The sequence below is a fragment of the Robbsia andropogonis genome, assembly GCF_000970345.1.
Classification (GTDB): Bacteria; Pseudomonadota; Gammaproteobacteria; order Burkholderiales; family Burkholderiaceae; genus Robbsia; species Robbsia andropogonis.
In genome coordinates, this window is sequence record NZ_LAQU01000039.1 from 20,035 (window position 1) to 38,083 (window position 18,049).

Consider the following 18,049-nt stretch of genomic DNA (forward strand, 5'->3'; position numbering starts at 1 on the left):
CACAAACGCAGATGCAGGCTGCGCTGGCCCAGGCGCGTCAGCAACAACAGCAGCCCCAGGGCGTTCCTCAACTTCCTATGGGTCATTCGGTGCCACAGGCCCCGCAGCAGCAGCCTATGCGTTGAATTGCAAGCGCTTTTCCCGGGGTCTAGCATCGCCGCATACAAAACGCGAGCCTATGAAATGGACGAACCCATCGAAAACGCTGAGCTTGCGGGCGATAACCAGCCCGAAATGACGTTGCGCGAAGAGTTGGAAAAGAATCTTGATGAAATCCGCGGGCGTCAGGAAAGCGAAGCGGACAGTTCCGGTTCAGCCAATAACACCGCTGAGGAAGAAGGCGAGCAACGCCAGCAAAAGCCGGTCACTACGGAATCGCCAGCCGATAAGTCAGTGGCCGATCAGCCGGACAAGACCGTTGCGCCGACCCCCGCAGCCAAAGCGCCCGAATCTTGGTCGGCTGCTGAAAAAACAGTATGGGAAAAGATTCCGCCTGAAGCGCAAGCTGCAATCGCCCGTCGTGAAGCAGACATCCACCGCGGCTTTGAAAAGATGGGCCAGGACGCGGCCGCCGGGCGAAAGTTTAATGAAGCGATCAACCCCTATCTGCCAATCATTCGTGCAGAAGGCGGTGACCCGGTGCGTGCGGTAAGCGATTTGCTGAATACGGCTTATGTTTTGCGCACAGCAACGCCGGAGCGCAAGGTTGCTCTTTTCAATCAGATTGCCCAACAGTACAACGTCGACTTAAGCCAAGTTGCTCAGTATCAGCCGCGCCAAGTCGACCCCGAAGTATTGCATCTGCGCCAACAACTGGAGCAGGTACAAGGCCACCTTGCCGGCCAGCATCAAGAGCAAGTGCAGCACACGCAAGCCGAAATCAATCGCCAGATTCAGGCTTTCAGTTCAGATCCGAAGAATGAGTTTTTCGACCAAGTACGCGAGCATATGGGCGTACTGATCGCCAATAACTTGGCCTCGAATCTGGAACAAGCCTACGAACAGGCGTGCTACGCCAACCCCGAAGTACGCTCCATGCTTGAGCAGCGGTCGGCCGCCGCAGCGGAAGCAAAGCGACAAGAGGACGCCCGCGTAAAGGCAAACGCGAAACGCAGAGCCGGTTCTTCGATAAACGGATCGCCGGGCGCCAACGTCCCGTCGCCAGCCGGAAATCAGAATCTATCCCTGCGAGATGAACTGCGTGCAAATCTGCGCGCGGCTACAGCATCCTAAAACCATCGCATGGAGCCCTAAAACATGGGACTTTTAAACCCGTCATCGACGTTGACGGAAATTGTCACTACCACGCTGCGCAATCGCACGGGGAAGCTGGCCGATAACGTCACGAAGAACAACGCGTTGCTGATGCGCTTGAAGAAGCGCGGTAATGTGAAGCCTGTATCCGGTGGTCGCACGATCGTGCAAGAACTGGAATACGCAGAAAACGGCACGTTCAAGCGCTACAGCGGTTATGAAGCGTTGAACATCAGTCCGTCTGACGTGTTCACCGGCGCCGAGTTCAATTACGCTCAAGCGGCCGTTGCAATCTCGATTTCCGGCCTGGAGCAACTGCAAAACAGTGGGGAGGACGCGATCATCGACCTTCTCGAGTCGCGTATCAAAAACGCCGAAAAGACTCTTGTCAACAACATCGCGCTCGATTGCTACAGCGATGGGACGGCGGACGGCGGGCGGCAGATCGGTGGCCTTGCGTTGCTGGTCAGCCAAACGCCGACGACGGGTGTGGTTGGCGGCATCGACGCATCGACCTCGATCGGCTCTTTCTGGCGCAACATCGCCTTTTCGTCGTCGACGAATGGCGGCGCGGCCGCGACGAGCGCAAACATTCAGTCCTACATGAACCGTGTGTATCTGCAGTTGATTCGCGGCACTGACAAGCCTGACTTGATCGTCGCCGACAACAACTACTACCGGTTGTACCTGGAATCGCTGCAAGCCATCCAGCGCATTGCATCGGATGAAATGGGTCAAGCGGGCTTTGACTCGCTGCGATACATGAATTCCGATGTGGTTCTGGACGGCGGTTACGGCGGCGGTGCCCCGACGAACTCGATGCAATTCCTCAATACGGATTACATCTATTTCCGCCCGCACACCGATCGCAACTTCGCGCCTATTGGCGAAGACCGTTTCGCAATCAACCAGGATGCGATGGTCAAGCTGATCGGTTTCGCCGGCAACATGACGGTCTCGAACCGCCGGTTGCAGGGCATTCTGTTCGCATAAGGGAGAGAGAAAAATGGCATTTACTAAACTCGATCCCCTGATCGGCATGGTTGGGCTTGGAACCGTCGATCCTGTTGCCCCGGGCGTGTTCCCCGCCGGTTCCGGCCGTATGTCATTCCCGCAAGAGTTGGTGCAGGCGTATGACCCGAATCTGGGCGGTGGTGAATTTATGGTGGTCTATGCGCCGGCATTGCTTGCTCCGGGCACCATCGTCCAGATCAACCAAGTACTGTCGAACGGCGTTATGACCGCGCAGGCCGTGCCTTGGACGGGCACCGCAAATGCATCCGAACCGCTCGGTGTCGTGTATCAAGCGATCACGGCTGGTGGCTACGGTTGGGTGCAGGTGCAGGGTAATGCGGTTGTCAATGTCAGCGGTGCACCGGTGGCGGGCAATCCCGTCTACTGGCAAGCGGCGGGCGTGGTAAGCCCGACAGCCGTGGCTGGCAAGCAAGTGCTCGGCGCCAAGTTTGGCAGCGCGCCAGGTGTGACGATCGGGCAGGGCAGTAACGCGATGGTGCTGACATCCACGCAGGCCATTATCACCATGCAGCGTTCTGTCTCTCAGGGCGCGATTACCTGATGATCTAGCAGCAAAACCAGGGCGCCATTCCGGCGCCCTTTTTACCTTAGAGGATGGAAAACATGGATTTCGCAACCGCACGCGTTTCCGGCAGCGGCAACAACCTCCACGTATCGCACGGCGATGACAGCGGCCTGTATGTCGAATTCGAGATGCGGCCGGTCCATCAGGAATTCGCCTCAGAAGAAGCCGGGCGCCCGATATACAAGGACGTTCCCCATATTCACATCATGTTTCCAGGGGACAGAACGAAAGAGGTAGTGCGACCCGTGCGCACGGAGCAGCACGGCAACGAACCATCGGATATACAGCGTTTCCCGCGGCAATGGGAGGCTTTCAAGAATCAGCAAGAGCAAGTACAGGACGGCACGCCCATCCAAGAATGGCCCCCGATCTCGCGCGGCGAAGCGCTCAATTTGAAGGGGATGAAGATCCATACCGTGGAAGCACTGGCCGCGTTGTCGGACGGCAACTGTAGCTTCTTGGGCGGCCGTGAACTGCGCGAAAAAGCAAAAGTTTGGCTGAGCAGTGCATCGAGCAACAAGGAATCAATGCGGCTGAAGAAAGAAAACGACAATCTTCGCGCTGATCTTGAAGCCATGAAGCAGCAAATTAAGGATCTCGCAGCAACCAAGGAAACGGCATGACGCAGCCCCTCACCGCCGCCGGCCAGCGTACATTGCTGGCGATAATCCAGGACGTAATGCTTGACCTGGGCCTGCCGCTACCTGTCTCGGTAATAGGAAATTCGGATAATACGGTGCGTCAGTTGCTGGTATTTGCAAACCGGGTAGGTGAGGACCTAGCATCACGTGGCGCGCATCTTGAGGGCTGGCAAGTGCTGCGCCGGGAATATGTTTTCAATCTCGTCGGCTTCGGTGGCATAACCGGCTCGATCACGCAAGGGTCCAACGTAGTAACCGGGCTGAGCAGCACTGCGGGGATAGTAGCAGGCATGATCGCCACGGCTAACGGCCTTCCTTGGTATCCGACAGTCCTGGCAGTTGATGCCGTGAATGGGGCCGTGACGCTGGATGCACCAGCAGAGGCTACCATTACCAATGCGCAACTTTCTTTTGGTCAAGAGAGCTATCCGATTCCTTCCGACTGCGATCATTTCATCGCTCAAACCGGTTGGGATAGATCGTTTCGGTGGCAGCTTGTAGGTCCGTTGTCGGCCCAGGAATGGCAGGTATTGAAGTCGGGAATCAGCCCCGCCGGGCCGCGGCTGCGCTGGCGAATCATGGATGGAAAGATATTCGTCAACCCGGTGCCCGCCTCTGCTGACAAGCTCGTGATGGAGTATTACTCAAACGGCTGGTGTCAATCGATATCCGGCACCCCGCAAACGACATGGGCGGCCGACAGCGATACGCCACTTATCCAAGACCGCCTGTTCATACTTGGAATCATGTCTCGGTTCTTGAACCGCAAGGGGCTTGATTCGAGCGTTGCGGACCAGGAATACGAGAGAGCAATAAGCATTGCCATTGCGCGCACCGCGGGTGCCCGTTCGCTGCCTATCAACGCGGTCTCTCGCTCCGATATCGGCTTGATCAGTTCCTCGCAAGTGCCTGATACTGGATTTGGAGCCTGATATGCCGGTGAATCGTCGCGCGCGGGTCGTCACGAAATCCATTCCTCCGCCGGTCGGCGGCCTTAACACGCGAGATGCTGTCGCGAATATGGCGCCGACCGATGCGCTGATTCTGGATAACTATGACCCCGGCACAACCGACATGCCGCTGCGCAAAGGGTTTGTGACATGGGGAAGCGGGATTGCAGGCGCGATCGAAACGCTTGCCGCATACAACTCCCCAGGCCTGCAACAAATGTTCGCAGTCGCCGGCGGCAATCTTTACGACGTTACGGCAAATGCCCCGGTGGGTGCGCCACTTGTAACAGGCCTCTCGAATTCGCGTTGGCAATGGATCAACTTTGCGAATGCCGGCGTTCATTTCCTGGTCATGGTGAACGGCATTGATTCGCCCATGGTCTATAACGGAACGGCTTGGTCGCGGATTGGAAACGGAAGTGGAAAGACGATCGTCTCGATCACGCCATCCTACGCCGCGACCGTTAAGACCAAAACGGCACACGGACTGACCACCGGCACAAGCATCGTGCTTTCGGGCGTATCGCCCAGTGGATTCAATGGCACTTACGCAATCACTGTCGTGGACGCCACGAGCTTCACGATACCGCTCACCAGTGATCCGGGCAGCAATGCATCGACTGTCGGCAGCTACACCGTGGCAGGGACTGCTGGTGCGGTGATAGCAAGTATCTCGACGATCTACTACGGCAATCTGACCACGGCAGAGCCGCATGGGCTGTCGACGGGCGCCGTGGTTGGCGTGGCCAACACAGATCCGACCGAATATTCCGGCACTTTCACAATCACTGTGACGGGCGCAAGCAGTTTCCGCTATACGCTTTCCTCGGCGCCAGACGGCGACGCGGCGGCCGATATCGTGGGCATCTACGGCACAAGCGTGAACGGCGCAATCTGGGGCGTCGACCCGGCCACGTTCGTGCATGTCAATGTCTTTGGCAGCCGGCTGTGGTTCACGCAGATCAATTCTTTCATCACCTACTACCTCGACCTGTATGCGGTCGCCGGGCAGGCCTATCCGTTCGATGTCGGCGCACAGTTCGGGCGCGGCGGATACATGATGGGTCTTGCCACGTGGAATATCGACAACACTGCAGGCCTCCAGGAATACCTCTGCTTTTGCTCCAGCGAAGGGGAGGTCGTTGTGTACCAGGGCTCCGACCCAACACAAGCAACCACGTTTTCGAAGTCGGCCGTGTTCCTAATCGGCCCTCCGGTAGGGCGGCGCTTCTATGAAAAACTTGGCTCAGATATCGTTTTCTTGGGCTCTGACGGCCTCGTGCCGCTGAGCAAAGCGCTTCTCACGGATCGGTCACAAGAGGCGCTTGCCGTATCCGCAAAGATCCAGCCATCGATAAACATCGACATCGAAACCTATGGCAACAATTTCGGATGGCAGCCAATACTTTTCCCCGATGGTAATAAAGTGCTTGTGAACGTCCCCCTTACAGAGGACGGAACGTCGCGGCAGTATGCGATGAGTACCATCACAAGTGCATGGGCAAGGGTGACAGGCTGGAACGCAATCTGTTTCTGCTACTTCAAAAAGAATCTGTATTTCGGCGCGCCTGGGTTGGTTGGGCAAGCATATATGGGCAACGATGATGGTGGGGTGGCGATCAACAGCGACATCCAGCCGGCATACAGCTACTTTGATCAGCGTGGCGTGAACAAGTCTTTCAAGATGATGCGGCCGATCTTTCTGACAACCGATGGGTTCGCGCCGCAAATCGACCTTAATGTGGATTTCAGTACGCAATTGCCCGGTTCGACGCCCACGCTGTCATTCGGGTCATCTACCCCCTGGAACACAACGCCATGGAACGCGGTGCCGTGGGGAGGTTCTCAGAAAGTCGTCGGCAATTGGCTGAGCATATTTGGGGAGGGATATGCCGCGGCGCCGCGCATGAGAGCGCAAACCCGTGGCATTGCGTTTTCGCTTGAGTCCTTTGATTTGATGTTTGAGCCACAAATGACGCCGACATTCTGATTCCCGGGGTCTAGACTCCGATTCTGTAAATCCATCTTCATGCATGGGCCACCGGCCCGGTAAAAGGTGCGCAAAGCGGTATGCCGCGCGCCTTTTACCGCGCAAATGCATATCTCTTTGCACATTTCAGGACATCGGAATGCTGCAACTCGTTTTCGATCATGACCGTGTGGGACCTTGGGTGTGCGATCGCCTCGAGCATCGCTTCGAGCGCGACTCGTCTACTTCCATAGGCATGACGCGCGACGGCGTTCTCATGTGCGGCGTCTATTACGACGACTACAACCATTCGAGCATCTGCATGCACGTCGCAAAAGAGGGGGCGCATTGGCTGAATCGCCAATTCCTGACTGCAGTATTCCGTTATCCGTTCGTGCAACTCAAAGTGAAAAAGCTGATTGGCCTTGTCGACTCGACGAACGTCGCCGCGCGTCGGTTCGATGAAAAGCTAGGCTTCCACTTAGAGGCAACTGTCAAGGATGCGGCGCGATACGGCGATCTTTTGATTTACACGATGCGCCCAGACACGTGTCGCTGGCTTGGAGGAAAAAATGGGTAAGAAAAATGACACGCCATCGTCGCCGGATCCTTATGCGGTCGCTTCGGCAACCACCACTTCAAACGAGCAAACTGCTGCTTATAACAAAGCGCTGAATGCGACAAACCAAAGCAATCCGTTTGGTTCGCAAACGACGACGCAGATTGGAACGGACCCAACGACGGGGGCGCCGATCTACAGCACGTCTACCTCTGGGAATGATCAGACCAACGCCCTGATAAACAATCTGATGGGCAGCGCGAACACGTCAAACACGAGCCTAAATAATGCGTTGAGCGGCTTGGGCAGTCTTGGCAGTCAATATTCAAACCTGAATACGCAACTCTCTGGCCTCAACAGCAATCTGTCGAACGCATATAGCTCCGCGCAAGACGCGGCGCAGCAGGGCACTGACGCCTATTACAAGCAGGCCCAGGCGTATCTGAAGCCGCAGCAGACGCAAGACACCGCGGCGTTGCAATCGCAGTTGGCGAATCAGGGTTTGGTGCCGGGCACCGCTGCCTACAACAACGCAACACAGAATCTTTCAAGATCGCAAACGTTGGCAAACAACAACGCGATGAACACTGCTATCACGCAGGGGCAGCAATTAGGGCTCAACCAACTTTCCGGGCAGGAAGGTCTTACCAATACGCAAGCCGGACTTTTGCAGAATCAGGCAACGAACCTCAACAGCATGGGGACGACTTACACGAACGAGGCGGCCGCAAGCTCGGTTCCTTACAACCAACTGTCGTCTATCTCGTCACTGCTACCGCAATACTCGGGAACGTCGTCCGCCAATGCTTCGGAATCTGGCCTTTCGAACGACGTGTACAGCAGTTACCAGGGGCTGCTGAACTCTGCGAACTCATCGAATGCATCTTCAAATTCGCTGATGTCTGGTCTATTCGGTTTAGGCGGCAGCGCCCTGAGCCTGTTTGGCTCATCGGACCGACGCCTTAAAACCAACATTGAAGATACAGGCGAGCGTCTCGAAAACGGCCTGAAGATTTACCGCTATCGCTACAAGACGGACGCGGTCGGCAAGGTGCGGCGCGGCGTCATGGCGCAGGAAGCGCGCAAGGTTGCGCCGCACGCGGTGGTGCGAGGAGTGGATGGTTTCTTGATGGTGAACTATCGCGCGATCGGGTGGAACCATGGGCCTTTTTAGTCTTGGAGATACGCTCAGTTCGAGCAATCAGGATTCGCCTATCGGGAAGCTCGGCAAGCCAATCCAGCAATGGACAGACCCTTTGTCGTGGATTACCGGCGGCAAGTGGTCTGACTGGACCTCTACCGACCTGCCGCGCGCTGTGAATCAGGTCTTTTCGCCCATCACGCAGTTCGCCGGCAGTATTGACAAGAAAGTTAATCCAGTGCGCCAGATCCCAATCGTCGACAAGATTGGCGACACGGCCGAGGCAAAGCCCGGAGATGCGGTTGGCCTTGCAATTGGCAGCTACTTTACCGGTGGCGCCCTGGGCGGCGCGTTAGCCGGAAGCGGTAGTGGGGCTGGTGCCGGCGCTGCCGCCGGTGCCGGAGCGGGTGCGGCGGACGCGTCGGCGGCTGGAGCAGCGGCGGGAAGCGGCACCGCGGGCGCCAGTGGCCTTACGGGCATCTTCAGTGGGCCAGCCGCCTACGGCGATGCCGGTCTTACCGGCACAACAACAGCCTCTGGCAGCGGTCTTTCGGGCGCCCTCGGCGGCGATCTTAGCGGTTCACTCGGGTCATCGCCTACCGGCTTATTCAGTGGCCTTCTCCCTGGTGGCGGCATGACATCGACCAGCAGCGGCGCGCTCGGCGGCGGCCTGTCTGGATCGGTGGCCGGCAGTTCGTCTCTCGGCGGAGCGACGATGGGCGGGGTCGACACGGGGCTTTATCAGCAGTTGCTCTCCAAGGCCCTGAACCAAGCAAGCAACTCGTACCAGCAAACCGCGAACGCACAGCAAAACAACATGGCGCAATTGCCCGCCGCGCGGCAAGGGACACCGACGAACGCGCTGGCCTCGGCCGCACTCGACCAAGCGCAAGCGCAGCGTATCGCAGCGGCGCGGCAATCGAATGCGGCGCGCGCGGTGACGTACAACCCTTATTTGCAATACGGGAAATAACATGCCTAACACAGCATCCCCGGGGATCAATCCATATCTCGCCTCGCTCACGCCGGACCAGCAGCAAAGCTACGCCGACTTGCAGCAAAAGCAGATGATCGGCCAAGCGCTGTTGGGGCAGGGTCTGACGCCGCTGGATACGTCAAACCGGATGGCTGGCAATACGGTGTACCGTGTCAGCCCTGTAGAAGGGCTGGCGAAGCTCGCACAAGCGTATGTGGGCGCGAAACTGTCTCGTGAAGGGGCAGCCGGGCAGAACGCGTTGATGGCGCAGGCGTTGTCCGGCGCTTTCGGTTCTGATGGCAGCGGCGCCCCTGCAGTGTCATCAGGCCCGGCTGTCTCTGGCGATGCCAATATGGGTGCGATGAGTGGCGTGTCTGCGGGTATGGGAGGCGCGGCGCCGCAGCCATCACAACAAGCCCTAGGGCAAGCCTTGATGCAGAACGGCGCGGCACCGGCGCAAACAACCACGCCCGGACCTCTTACGCTGCCCGGTCAGACCGCCGCGCGCTCGCGCCAGCTTTATATGCTCGCCCCGCAAGCGTATCAGCAAGCCCTAGCCGCGGGCCTGTCCCCGACCGATGCTACGAAGATGGCGACCGCGGCCGGGCTGGATACGCGTGCCGCGAACGCTGCAGCACTGAACAAAAGCACCTACATTGCTCCGGTGTCGACGCGCCCCGGCGGCGGCTACGTCACGGCAGACGGCGCATATCACGCCACGCCGTCATCGCCGCCGCAGGGTTACATCAACGTAGCCGATCCGACCAACGCAGCCGGCTTCCGGACCGTTGCCGTGCCGGGCGGCTTGGAAGCTGAAACCGCATCAACAGCGGCGAAATCAGCCGGTAGCGCGCAATACGCACTCACTCAGCGCTACAACCCGCAGACGCAGCAGATGGAGTATGTCCCGGTGGCAGATGTGGCGAATGGTACTCGCAGCGGAGCGGCGCCAACCTATAATCCCGGCTCTCCAATTCAGCCGCCGCTTCCCCGCGGGGGCCAAGTGCCATCTGGCGGCGTGCCTCCTCTACCCCCCGGAATGGATTCCGGTCTGCCAGCCAGCGGAGCGCAAGGATATCCGGCGATTGGCGGCCCAGGCGGATTGCAGCCCGCAGGGGGCGCGGGCGCGCAGGGCTATCCGGCTATTCCCGCCATGCCGAACGGCGCCGCGCGCCCAGCGCCGCAGTCGAACCAGGGATTCCCTTCAACGTCTACCTTCGCCGCCACGCCGCCGCTTGGCGCAACGTCTGGCGCGAACACTGCTGGAAAGGGCGTGGCCGAGGCGGCGAATGAGAGTTACGCTGCCTTACAGAAGACGCGCGCCGGCGGCGCATCCGCGTTGCAAGACATCAATCACATGATCGACCTCGGCGCCGGGAAAAGCCCGCTGGCAGCCGGCCCGCTGGCCAACACCGTATTGCCGATTTTCAGCGCCAATGCGAAGGAATACGAGAAGTCGCGCGCGAACTTGGTCACGCAACTCTCCGGCCAGCTTGGCTTGAGCACCGATGCATCGCGCGAGCTAGTAAATAACTCGATCCCCGACTATGGCGCGCCAAAAGCTGCCATCCAGTCGGGACTGGTGAATCTGCGAAATCAGGTGCAGTTGCGGCAACTGAAGGCCGATTCGCTGACGCCAATTTTCAATAGCGGCAATCCACAGCAGTACAACGCCTTCGAAAACGCGTTCGATAATCACGTCACGCCAGCACTCGCTGGCGTGATTGCGATGCCGGCTGGGCCAGACCGCGCGGCCGCGCTGCGCAAGGCTGCAAGTGATCCGACGCAGCGCGCGAACCTTGAGTGGGCAGCGCAAAACGGGGTGCTGAAATGAGCGCCCTTGACGACATCATTGCACGCGACGCCGGTGGTGGGCAGCAGTCCGCCCTTGATGCGATTATTGCACGCGACGCGGGAAGCTCCACTCAGCAGGACGCCCCTCAAACCGCGTCGGCCGGTCTTTCCGGCGCCCCAGTGGCGCCTCAGGGTGCCACCCCGCAGCAGCCCGGAAGTTTTCTCATGGGCCTAGGCGATGCCGTGAAAGGGGGAGTGCAGGGCATCGTGCACGGGGTTTCTTACGCTGCTGACAAGATTGCGCCGAACTCGCAGTTTGCGAAAGACTTCCACTCGGGCGCTCAGCAGGTCGACCAAACAATTCAGAATCAGAACCAGGCGTACGAAGCGGCGCGCGCGGCAACCGGCGCGGGTACAGACTGGGGGCGGCTGGCCGGGAACGTCGTCGGCACCGCGCCAACCATGCTCATGAACCCGGAAATGGGTGGAGCGGGCTTACTGGCGCGCACTGGCGTGGGGGCTCTGCAAGGGGCCGCCGGTGCTTCGCTGATGCCGGTGAACGATGTAAGCCAAGGTTATGGCCAGCAAAAGCTGGCAGACGCTTTGATCGGTGGGGGAATCGGAGCGGCAGCCCCGGTTTTAGGCTCTGCCGCACGAACGGCAGGCCAGAACATAGCAGGCGCTTTGCAGCCCGTCATCAGCCCGGGCAAATACGTCGGTCAGGGTTTGGCCCGCGCAATGGCGCCGCAAGACGCTGCTGCTGTTGCAAACAGTATTCGCAATGCACCGACATTCGTTCCAGGTTCCACACCCACGACGGCGCAAGTAGGCGGTACGCCACTTCTCGTGCAAACAGAAAAAGCACTCGCCAACACCAGCCCCGACTTCAAAGGGGATTTGACGCAACTGCAGAATAACAACAACGCGGCCCGCCTGGGGGTTATCAGCGGCATTGCTGGAACCCCCGGAGACCTTGCGACGGCACAAGCGCAACGCGCCGCCGCAACTCAGCCTCTGTACGACGCCGCCCATCGCGCGCAAGTAAATGTCGGGCCTGCATTCGATCGCTTCGCGCAAATACCTGAAGTGCAACAGGCCATGGCAGCCGGAAACGCCAACGCGCAACTTGATGCGGCTGCCGGTCGTGGTGTAGCACCGGTATGGCCGAGTGGTCAGTCGCGAGCAATCAACGGCGCTGCACTGGATTACACGTCGCGCGCTCTTGGCGACATGATTAACCAAGCGAAAAGTGGGGGTGCAAACTCCAAGGCTGCATCGCTTACAGCGCTGAAAAGCCAGATTGACGGCTTCGCGCAAAACTACATCCCAGGCGTTCAGCAAGCACGCGCCGCGTATGCGCAAGCGAGCGTTCCGGTCAGCACTATGCAGGCGGGGCAGCAGATAGAAGATGCGTTTGCCAATCGCCCTTTGGATGCAAATAAAAATCCGATTGTCACTCTGACGGGATTTAACAGTGCGCTGGCGAAGTCAATAAAGGCGCAGAAATACGGCATAGATCCTGTTGCTCAGACCCAACTTGGGAACGTGGCCAGCGATCTTCAGCGCGAGTCGGTTTCAAACTCGATCAAGTCTCCCGGCGCCGACACGGCTTACAACTTAGCGGCAAATGGTTGGTTGGCGAGAAACCTGTATGGACCATCGTTCGGTGGAGCGACTTCAACAGGAAAGACGGCGGCGGCGCTCGCAACAGCCCTGACAGGGCATCCGATCGCGGCGGCTGGAGTATTTGCAGGGGGCAATAAGGTGGGCCAAGCGGTGGGGCAGCGGCTGCAATCGCAACTCGCAAATCTACTTTTGAATCCTGATGCGCTCTTGCCGCACTTGGACGCTCACGCCGCCACGGCGGCCGGTAATGCGACGCCAAACCCGCTTGTGCAAGGGCTCTTGCAATACGGTCGTCCAGCGCTTGTAAACGGGTCCGCGGCAGCCCTCATAAATTCCCCATAGGAAACACGCGAACACGAAGATGCCCAACTTGATCAAGCCCAAATAAATAACTGATTCACGCATTTTGAGAGGTTCTGATGTCATTCAACGGCCAAGGGGTGTTCAACCCCCTTTACAACTGGCAGCAAGACGCGGCACAGGGTCTGAACATCCAGGCAGATCGCATGCAGGGACAAGATCAGGACATGGCCAACGGCTTGTCGAACTGTATCACCAAAGACGGGCAAAGTACGCCAACTGCAAATCTTAAGATGGGCGGCTTCAGGCACACGAATGCATCGGCCGGCGTAGCCGACAGTGATTACGCGACCATGGCGCAACTTAATGCCGTTAAGGCAGCGCTAAATGCCATTTTCCCTATTGGAATGCGATGTCAGTGGGATATGTCGGTCGGTCCAATTCCTCAGAATTTCCAGATCTGCGACGGCACGAACGGCACGCCCAATATGACGGGAAACACCTTCCCAATGGGTGTTACGACGGACAAGGATAGGTCGACTGGTGGTGCGTCGACCGTCACTCTGTCGGTAGCAAACCTTGCCCCGCATGGTCACGTAGTAAATGACCCGCCTCACAATCACGGCGTAAATGACCCCTCTCATTCCCATTTGTATCGTGATTCGAACGGTGCAAATGCCGGCGTAGCCACGACAAACGGCGGCAATGACACTGCAGGCGGCGGAAGTGGCTCGCGCGTCACCGCATCAAACACGACCCAACCTTCGGCCACCGGGATTAGCCTCAATCCGGCAACGACCGGGGTTACCGTTCAAAGCACCGGCAGCGGCACGCCGTTTAACATCACGCCGCCGTACATCGGAGTGGTGTGGGTTCAGCGTATGTCGTGAGGATAAGGTGAATAAATTGGCCGACGAAGCGAAAGTTGACGTTCTGATCGAGCGCATGAACGCGTACATGGACGATCAGAAAGAGATGAAGGGGCAAATTCTGCAGATGATGCAGATGCAACTTACGCTTGCGTCGATATCCGAACAGCTTTCTCAGATCAAGGATCAGAACTCGCGCCTTTTCAAGAAAAGTGACTTGGCACAAGACCGAATCATTGCACTGGAACAAGAGGTTGCAGGAAATAAAAAAGCATGGCGAACCATCATGATCTTGGCCCCTGCGATTCCAGTATTGATTACAGCGATAGGGCTTAAGTGGCAACCCTGGATGGATGCCGTGAATGCAGCGAAAAGCGCGCGTGATGAGCAATTGCAAAAGTATTCACAAGATGTTGGTGCAGAACTGCGTCGCGACGACAACCGCATAACGGTTCTGGAATTTCGGATGAACAACTTAGACGGGAATAAATCGAAATGAACGAGCAATTCGACATGCCGACGATGGTGTCGGAACTGCGACGCGATGAGGGTGTGCGAAACAAGCCGTATAAGGACACGGTAGGCAAGACGACAATTGGCGTAGGCCGAAATCTTGATGATGTTGGCATCAGCGACGATGAAATCAATTTGATGCTCCAGAACGACATCGAGCGCACTGAACTGGCGCTAGACCGGTCGTTGCCGTGGTGGCGCAGTCTCGATCCTGTACGTCAACGCGTCATTTTGAACATGGGTTTCAACATGGGGATTGCTGGGCTGCTGACATTTAAAAACACGCTGGCAGCAGTGCAGAACGGCAGCTATCCAGCGGCGGCGGCGGGGATGCTCGCATCGAAATGGGCGACGCAGGTGGGCGACCGGGCGACACGCTTGGCCAGCATGATGCGCACAGGGAGTGTCTAAAATGAAATGGTCAGATATCGCGAGTGTTGTCGGGAAAGCCGCGCCAGTCGTCGGGACGTTGCTCGGCGGCCCGGCCGGCGCGGCGGTCGGCGGCTTGATCTCTGCGGCACTGGGCACGAGCAACGACCCTGACGCTGTGTCGTCGGCGCTGCTCGCCAATCCCGATGCGCTTGTGAAATTGAAAGAACTGGAAGAGAACAGCAAAGTCCAATTGCAGCAGTTGAGCGTCACGGCAGAACAGAACCGGCTCCAAGCGGCCACGGCGCAGTACGCTGCGGAGGCGGGCGACCGGGACAGCGCGCGCAAGCTCGCGGCGGCGCAGCCCAATGACTGGGTGCGGCCGTCGATCACCTTCGGGCTGCTGGCCGGCGCAATCGCCATGGTGGTGTTCGTGTTCAGCGGCATGGCTGACGGCCTGCTGCGAGACACTACGGCCAGCCTGACTGTGGGCACGCTGATCGGCTACTGGTTCAACGAACTGAAACAAACCCTTGCTTTTTGGTTCGGCATGACACGAGACGGGATGACGCAGAACCGGACGATCACCGACTTCGCCACATCGCCCGGCAGCGTGACGACCGCACCGACCACGTCGACCACCACTATCAGCACGCCCGCCACCGTCACCGTGGCGCCGCAAGACGACATCTATAAAGGGCACTGATATGGCCGACGATACTCAAGACCCTGGATACAGCGGCGAGGAGCGCGTATTCACGGCAGGCGGCGAGCATTACGGGATCATGTACGACGTGTACCGATACGTCGCTGTGACGATGTTATCTGCGGGCGGAGAAATATATGATCTGACGCAACAGGTTAATCAAGTTAGCGGGGTGGCGAACAATGCGTTGAATGCTGCAAACGCGGCGCAGCAGACTGCAAATCAAGGCGTGAGCGCGGCGGCGGCTGCACAGCAAACAGCGAGCAATGCATATGCCCTCCAAACCATGCAACAGGCTGCGAACGTAGTTTATGCAGGTCCGGCAAGCGGCGGCTCTGCTGCACCCGCATTTCGTGCACTTGTTGCGTCCGACTTGCCGATCGTCCCCATCACTAACGGCGGAACGAATGCAGCGGACGCGCCTACCGCCCGCAGTAATCTCGGCGCGGCATCACGAGGCGCGAACAGCGACATCACATCGATCACGGGCATGACGACACCGCTGGCCGTCTCGCAAGGCGGCACGGGGGCACAGGCGCTAACGGCGTATGGTGTAGTAACAGCAAACGGGAGTAGCGCTCTAGGGTCGGTTGTGCCCGGCGTTGCGGGCACAGTTCTTACGTCGAACGGCCCAGGGTCGTATTTTTCTTTTCAACCGATTCCCAATCAGCCCGGCCGTTTAATAAACGTGCAGGTGATAACGGCAACGGGAACCGTTACACCAACAGCCGGCGCGACGTCATGGATTATTGAAGCAAAAGGCGGCGGCGGCGCCGGGTCAGGAACGCCCGCAACAGGAACGAGCGCGGCAGCGGCCGGCGGGGCGGGCGCGGCTGGCGGCTACGTTAAGCATCGCATCACGTCTCTCGCTGCGAGCTACACAGCAGTGATCGGCGCTGCCGGTTTGGGCGCGTCCGGCGTTGCCGGTGGAAACGGCGGCAACACGACAATCGCGGGATTAACCGCCTCAGGTGGGACTGGGGGTGCCGTCGCGAGTGGATCGGCAACTGTTTATACAAGCGGTGCGCAGGGCGGCTCGGCAACGGGGGGTAACATCGCGAATGTGCGGGGTGCCCCTGGAGGGGCAAGTTTTGCCAGTTCTTCGGCTGGCCTTTATATGGGGGGAAATGGCGGACAAAGTGAGTTTGGGGGTGGGGGCGCTGCCGCGGTGGCAGGGCAAGGTTATGGATCGGGTGGCGGGGGGTTATTTGTCGGGTCCAGTGCTTCGGCGGTGACCGGGCTGAACGGCTCCCCTGGTTTAATCGTCATTTACGAGTTCGCATAATGAGCACTATCAGCAGATACGCGATAATTGAAGAAGGCGTTGTCACGAACGTCATTCTTTGGGATGGCCAGGGCGACTTGTTTCCTGGCATGACCGTCGTTTTGTTGCCGGATGACTCGCCCGTATCGCCCGGGTGGACGACGCCGGATGATGGCAAGACCTTCGTCGCGCCCCCGCCCCAACCCCAACCTTCACCTCTTTGACCCGCTCGCAACCTGAATAGGCATGGGATATGATCGAGCCTTCGCATTTTCTGGCAGCTATCGCGAATGCTCGACTCCCGGAAATTCCTCTCGATCCAGTGTTTGCGCGCCCTCGCGGCAGTTGTCGTAGTGGCCTTCCATGCAAGCGGCAACGTCGCCGTCTATAGCTGGCATTCGCTAATCTTCCCCGCTGTGTCTCGGTTTGGGGAAATAGGCGTCGATATTTTCTTCGTGATCTCTGGATTCGTGATCATGCTTGTGTCGCATGATGATGTGCCGGGATGGCGATCGGCCCGCGATTTCGCAGTCGCCAGAATAACCAGGGTCGTGCCCCTGTACTGGATACTCACCGCAGCGTTCGTTGCGTTGCTCTTGCTCGTGCCCGCCGCATTCGGCAACGCCTCATTCTCTGCCAGCGCCACGGTTGCCTCATTTCTGTTCTTCCCGACACTGAACTGGACTGGCATCGTCGCGCCCGTCTTGAATGTCGGCTGGACGCTCAATTACGAGATGTGGTTCTACCTGCTGTTCGCCGCTGTCATCCTGACGACTCGACATCGCCTTGTGGGCATCGCTCTGGCGTTAGCGATAACGCTGCTGGCCGGACTTCTACCGTTCGACGGCATTGCGCTTCATTTCTACACCAACCCGATTGTGCTCGAATTCCTGGCAGGGTGTTGCTTGGGGGCGCTATGCCGAAACGGCCGCTGCGTCCCGCCTTGGCTGCCGGTGGTTGCCATAGCGGCAACCGTCGCACTTGCGACGCTCGGGCCAGACATGACAGGTCGAAATCGACTCATCGCCTATGGAGTGCCAGCCTTTGCGATCGTAGCGTCAGGCTTGGCGGTAGAACACCTCCTTCGGTGGCCCCGCGCGGCGCTTGTCGTGGGCGACTCCTCCTACTCGCTCTACCTGACCCACGTTTTCACCGTGCCGGTCGTTTTGAAAGTCCTGCAGCGCGTTGATGGTGCGCGCCACATTCCCGGCGACCTCGTGTGCCTTACTGCTGTTCTGGCATCAGTTTTTGTGGGGATCTGGTGTTATCGTCTAGTGGAGCGTCCGGTGTCTCGTCTGGCTCGGGCTGTTTTGATATCGCCGCACTGGAGTTCGGATTAATCTCGCTCACTCCGCACAAGCGGCTTGGGCCTGCACGGTAAAGGCGGACGCCCCCCGGGTGCGGCCACCACAAAATAGGTGGGGGGAAAATTGGCCAAGCAGGTGCAATTGACGCATCAGACGCCAGCCAATCGCACGGCAAATCAAGGCTTTCAGGCTGCGAAATACTTGCGTAATC

18 protein-coding genes are annotated in these 18,049 nt (G+C 58.6%); all 18 read left to right on the top strand.

The features are described 5' to 3' along the window. Positions 1 to 183: 183 nt before the first annotated feature. The 18 genes from WM40_RS22655 (at position 184) to WM40_RS22740 (ending at position 17,871) form a co-directional block, all read left to right on the top strand. Positions 184 to 1,233 (top strand): prolipoprotein diacylglyceryl transferase, encoded by a 1,050-nt coding sequence (locus tag WM40_RS22655; protein ID WP_046154081.1) that lies wholly within the window; start codon positions 184 to 186, stop codon positions 1,231 to 1,233. A 24-nt stretch (positions 1,234 to 1,257) separates the two neighbouring features. Continuing rightward, positions 1,258 to 2,247: a phage major capsid protein gene (locus WM40_RS22660; protein ID WP_046154064.1), complete on the top strand. Its 990-nt coding sequence runs from the start codon at positions 1,258 to 1,260 to the stop codon at positions 2,245 to 2,247. A gap of 13 nt (positions 2,248 to 2,260) precedes the next feature. After that, a complete protein-coding gene (locus WM40_RS22665; protein WP_046154065.1) occupies positions 2,261 to 2,830 on the top strand; it encodes a hypothetical protein in 570 nt (189 codons plus the stop codon). Between the two features lie 62 nt (positions 2,831 to 2,892). Next, entirely contained in the window at positions 2,893 to 3,477 is a 585-nt protein-coding gene (locus WM40_RS22670; RefSeq protein WP_046154082.1) for a chromosome partitioning protein ParA, read from the top strand. Further along, complete coding sequence (locus tag WM40_RS22675) at positions 3,474 to 4,427, top strand: phage adaptor protein (protein ID WP_046154066.1); 954 nt, start codon at positions 3,474 to 3,476, stop codon at positions 4,425 to 4,427. The genes WM40_RS22670 and WM40_RS22675 overlap by 4 nt, the downstream gene beginning before the upstream one ends. A 1-nt stretch (position 4,428) precedes the next feature. Continuing rightward, on the top strand, positions 4,429 to 6,435 hold the full coding sequence (locus WM40_RS22680) for a hypothetical protein (protein ID WP_046154067.1): 2,007 nt from the start codon (positions 4,429 to 4,431) through the stop codon (positions 6,433 to 6,435). Between the two features lie 139 nt (positions 6,436 to 6,574). Continuing rightward, positions 6,575 to 6,994 carry a GNAT family N-acetyltransferase gene (locus WM40_RS22685; RefSeq protein ID WP_046154068.1) on the top strand — a complete coding sequence of 140 codons (420 nt, stop codon included), beginning with the start codon at positions 6,575 to 6,577 and terminating at the stop codon, positions 6,992 to 6,994. Continuing rightward, on the top strand, positions 6,987 to 8,147 hold the full coding sequence (locus WM40_RS22690) for a tail fiber domain-containing protein (protein WP_046154069.1): 1,161 nt from the start codon (positions 6,987 to 6,989) through the stop codon (positions 8,145 to 8,147). Before WM40_RS22685 ends, WM40_RS22690 begins: the two co-directional genes overlap by 8 nt. Further along, positions 8,134 to 9,087, top strand: coding sequence for a hypothetical protein (locus tag WM40_RS30365; RefSeq protein ID WP_046154070.1), 954 nt, complete (start codon positions 8,134 to 8,136; stop codon positions 9,085 to 9,087). Before WM40_RS22690 ends, WM40_RS30365 begins: the two co-directional genes overlap by 14 nt. A gap of 1 nt (position 9,088) precedes the next feature. Next, positions 9,089 to 10,924, top strand: a complete 1,836-nt coding sequence (locus WM40_RS28215; RefSeq protein ID WP_052738473.1) for a hypothetical protein — start codon at positions 9,089 to 9,091, stop codon at positions 10,922 to 10,924. Continuing rightward, positions 10,921 to 12,852 (top strand): hypothetical protein, encoded by a 1,932-nt coding sequence (locus WM40_RS22705; protein ID WP_046154071.1) that lies wholly within the window; start codon positions 10,921 to 10,923, stop codon positions 12,850 to 12,852. The genes WM40_RS28215 and WM40_RS22705 overlap by 4 nt, the downstream gene beginning before the upstream one ends. 77 nt (positions 12,853 to 12,929) lie before the next feature. Then, on the top strand, positions 12,930 to 13,700 hold the full coding sequence (locus tag WM40_RS28220; RefSeq protein ID WP_052738474.1) for a hypothetical protein: 771 nt from the start codon (positions 12,930 to 12,932) through the stop codon (positions 13,698 to 13,700). 16 nt (positions 13,701 to 13,716) lie between these two features. Next, a complete protein-coding gene (locus tag WM40_RS22715; RefSeq protein ID WP_157685911.1) occupies positions 13,717 to 14,178 on the top strand; it encodes a hypothetical protein in 462 nt (153 codons plus the stop codon). Beyond that, positions 14,175 to 14,603: a glycoside hydrolase family protein gene (locus WM40_RS22720; RefSeq protein ID WP_046154073.1), complete on the top strand. Its 429-nt coding sequence runs from the start codon at positions 14,175 to 14,177 to the stop codon at positions 14,601 to 14,603. The genes WM40_RS22715 and WM40_RS22720 overlap by 4 nt, the downstream gene beginning before the upstream one ends. A 1-nt stretch (position 14,604) precedes the next feature. Continuing rightward, positions 14,605 to 15,267 carry a hypothetical protein gene (locus tag WM40_RS22725; protein WP_236693645.1) on the top strand — a complete coding sequence of 221 codons (663 nt, stop codon included), beginning with the start codon at positions 14,605 to 14,607 and terminating at the stop codon, positions 15,265 to 15,267. Between the two features lies 1 nt (position 15,268). Then, the gene (locus tag WM40_RS28225) at positions 15,269 to 16,552 is read left to right on the top strand and encodes a hypothetical protein (protein ID WP_052738475.1); all 1,284 of its coding nucleotides are present in this window, start codon (positions 15,269 to 15,271) and stop codon (positions 16,550 to 16,552) included. Continuing rightward, positions 16,552 to 16,755 carry a hypothetical protein gene (locus tag WM40_RS22735; protein WP_046154074.1) on the top strand — a complete coding sequence of 68 codons (204 nt, stop codon included), beginning with the start codon at positions 16,552 to 16,554 and terminating at the stop codon, positions 16,753 to 16,755. The genes WM40_RS28225 and WM40_RS22735 overlap by 1 nt, the downstream gene beginning before the upstream one ends. 102 nt (positions 16,756 to 16,857) lie before the next feature. Next, positions 16,858 to 17,871 (top strand): acyltransferase family protein, encoded by a 1,014-nt coding sequence (locus WM40_RS22740; RefSeq protein WP_236693646.1) that lies wholly within the window; start codon positions 16,858 to 16,860, stop codon positions 17,869 to 17,871. Positions 17,872 to 18,049 lie beyond the last annotated feature (178 nt).

Excerpts from the sequence above, each read along its gene's own strand:
- WM40_RS28225 (WP_052738475.1), top strand. The coding sequence starts at position 15,269 with ATGGCCGACGATACTCAAGACCCTGGATACAGCGGCGAGGAGCGCGTA.
- WM40_RS22655 (WP_046154081.1), top strand. The coding sequence starts at position 184 with ATGGACGAACCCATCGAAAACGCTGAGCTTGCGGGCGATAACCAGCCC.
- WM40_RS22675 (WP_046154066.1), top strand. The coding sequence starts at position 3,474 with ATGACGCAGCCCCTCACCGCCGCCGGCCAGCGTACATTGCTGGCGATA.
- WM40_RS22735 (WP_046154074.1), top strand. The coding sequence starts at position 16,552 with ATGAGCACTATCAGCAGATACGCGATAATTGAAGAAGGCGTTGTCACG.
- WM40_RS22665 (WP_046154065.1), top strand. The coding sequence starts at position 2,261 with ATGGCATTTACTAAACTCGATCCCCTGATCGGCATGGTTGGGCTTGGA.
- WM40_RS30365 (WP_046154070.1), top strand. The coding sequence starts at position 8,134 with ATGGGCCTTTTTAGTCTTGGAGATACGCTCAGTTCGAGCAATCAGGAT.
- WM40_RS28215 (WP_052738473.1), top strand. The coding sequence starts at position 9,089 with ATGCCTAACACAGCATCCCCGGGGATCAATCCATATCTCGCCTCGCTC.
- WM40_RS22660 (WP_046154064.1), top strand. The coding sequence starts at position 1,258 with ATGGGACTTTTAAACCCGTCATCGACGTTGACGGAAATTGTCACTACC.
- WM40_RS28220 (WP_052738474.1), top strand. The coding sequence starts at position 12,930 with ATGTCATTCAACGGCCAAGGGGTGTTCAACCCCCTTTACAACTGGCAG.
- WM40_RS22670 (WP_046154082.1), top strand. The coding sequence starts at position 2,893 with ATGGATTTCGCAACCGCACGCGTTTCCGGCAGCGGCAACAACCTCCAC.
- WM40_RS22680 (WP_046154067.1), top strand. The coding sequence starts at position 4,429 with ATGCCGGTGAATCGTCGCGCGCGGGTCGTCACGAAATCCATTCCTCCG.
- WM40_RS22690 (WP_046154069.1), top strand. The coding sequence starts at position 6,987 with ATGGGTAAGAAAAATGACACGCCATCGTCGCCGGATCCTTATGCGGTC.
- WM40_RS22705 (WP_046154071.1), top strand. The coding sequence starts at position 10,921 with ATGAGCGCCCTTGACGACATCATTGCACGCGACGCCGGTGGTGGGCAG.
- WM40_RS22685 (WP_046154068.1), top strand. The coding sequence starts at position 6,575 with ATGCTGCAACTCGTTTTCGATCATGACCGTGTGGGACCTTGGGTGTGC.
- WM40_RS22720 (WP_046154073.1), top strand. The coding sequence starts at position 14,175 with ATGAACGAGCAATTCGACATGCCGACGATGGTGTCGGAACTGCGACGC.
- WM40_RS22725 (WP_236693645.1), top strand. The coding sequence starts at position 14,605 with ATGAAATGGTCAGATATCGCGAGTGTTGTCGGGAAAGCCGCGCCAGTC.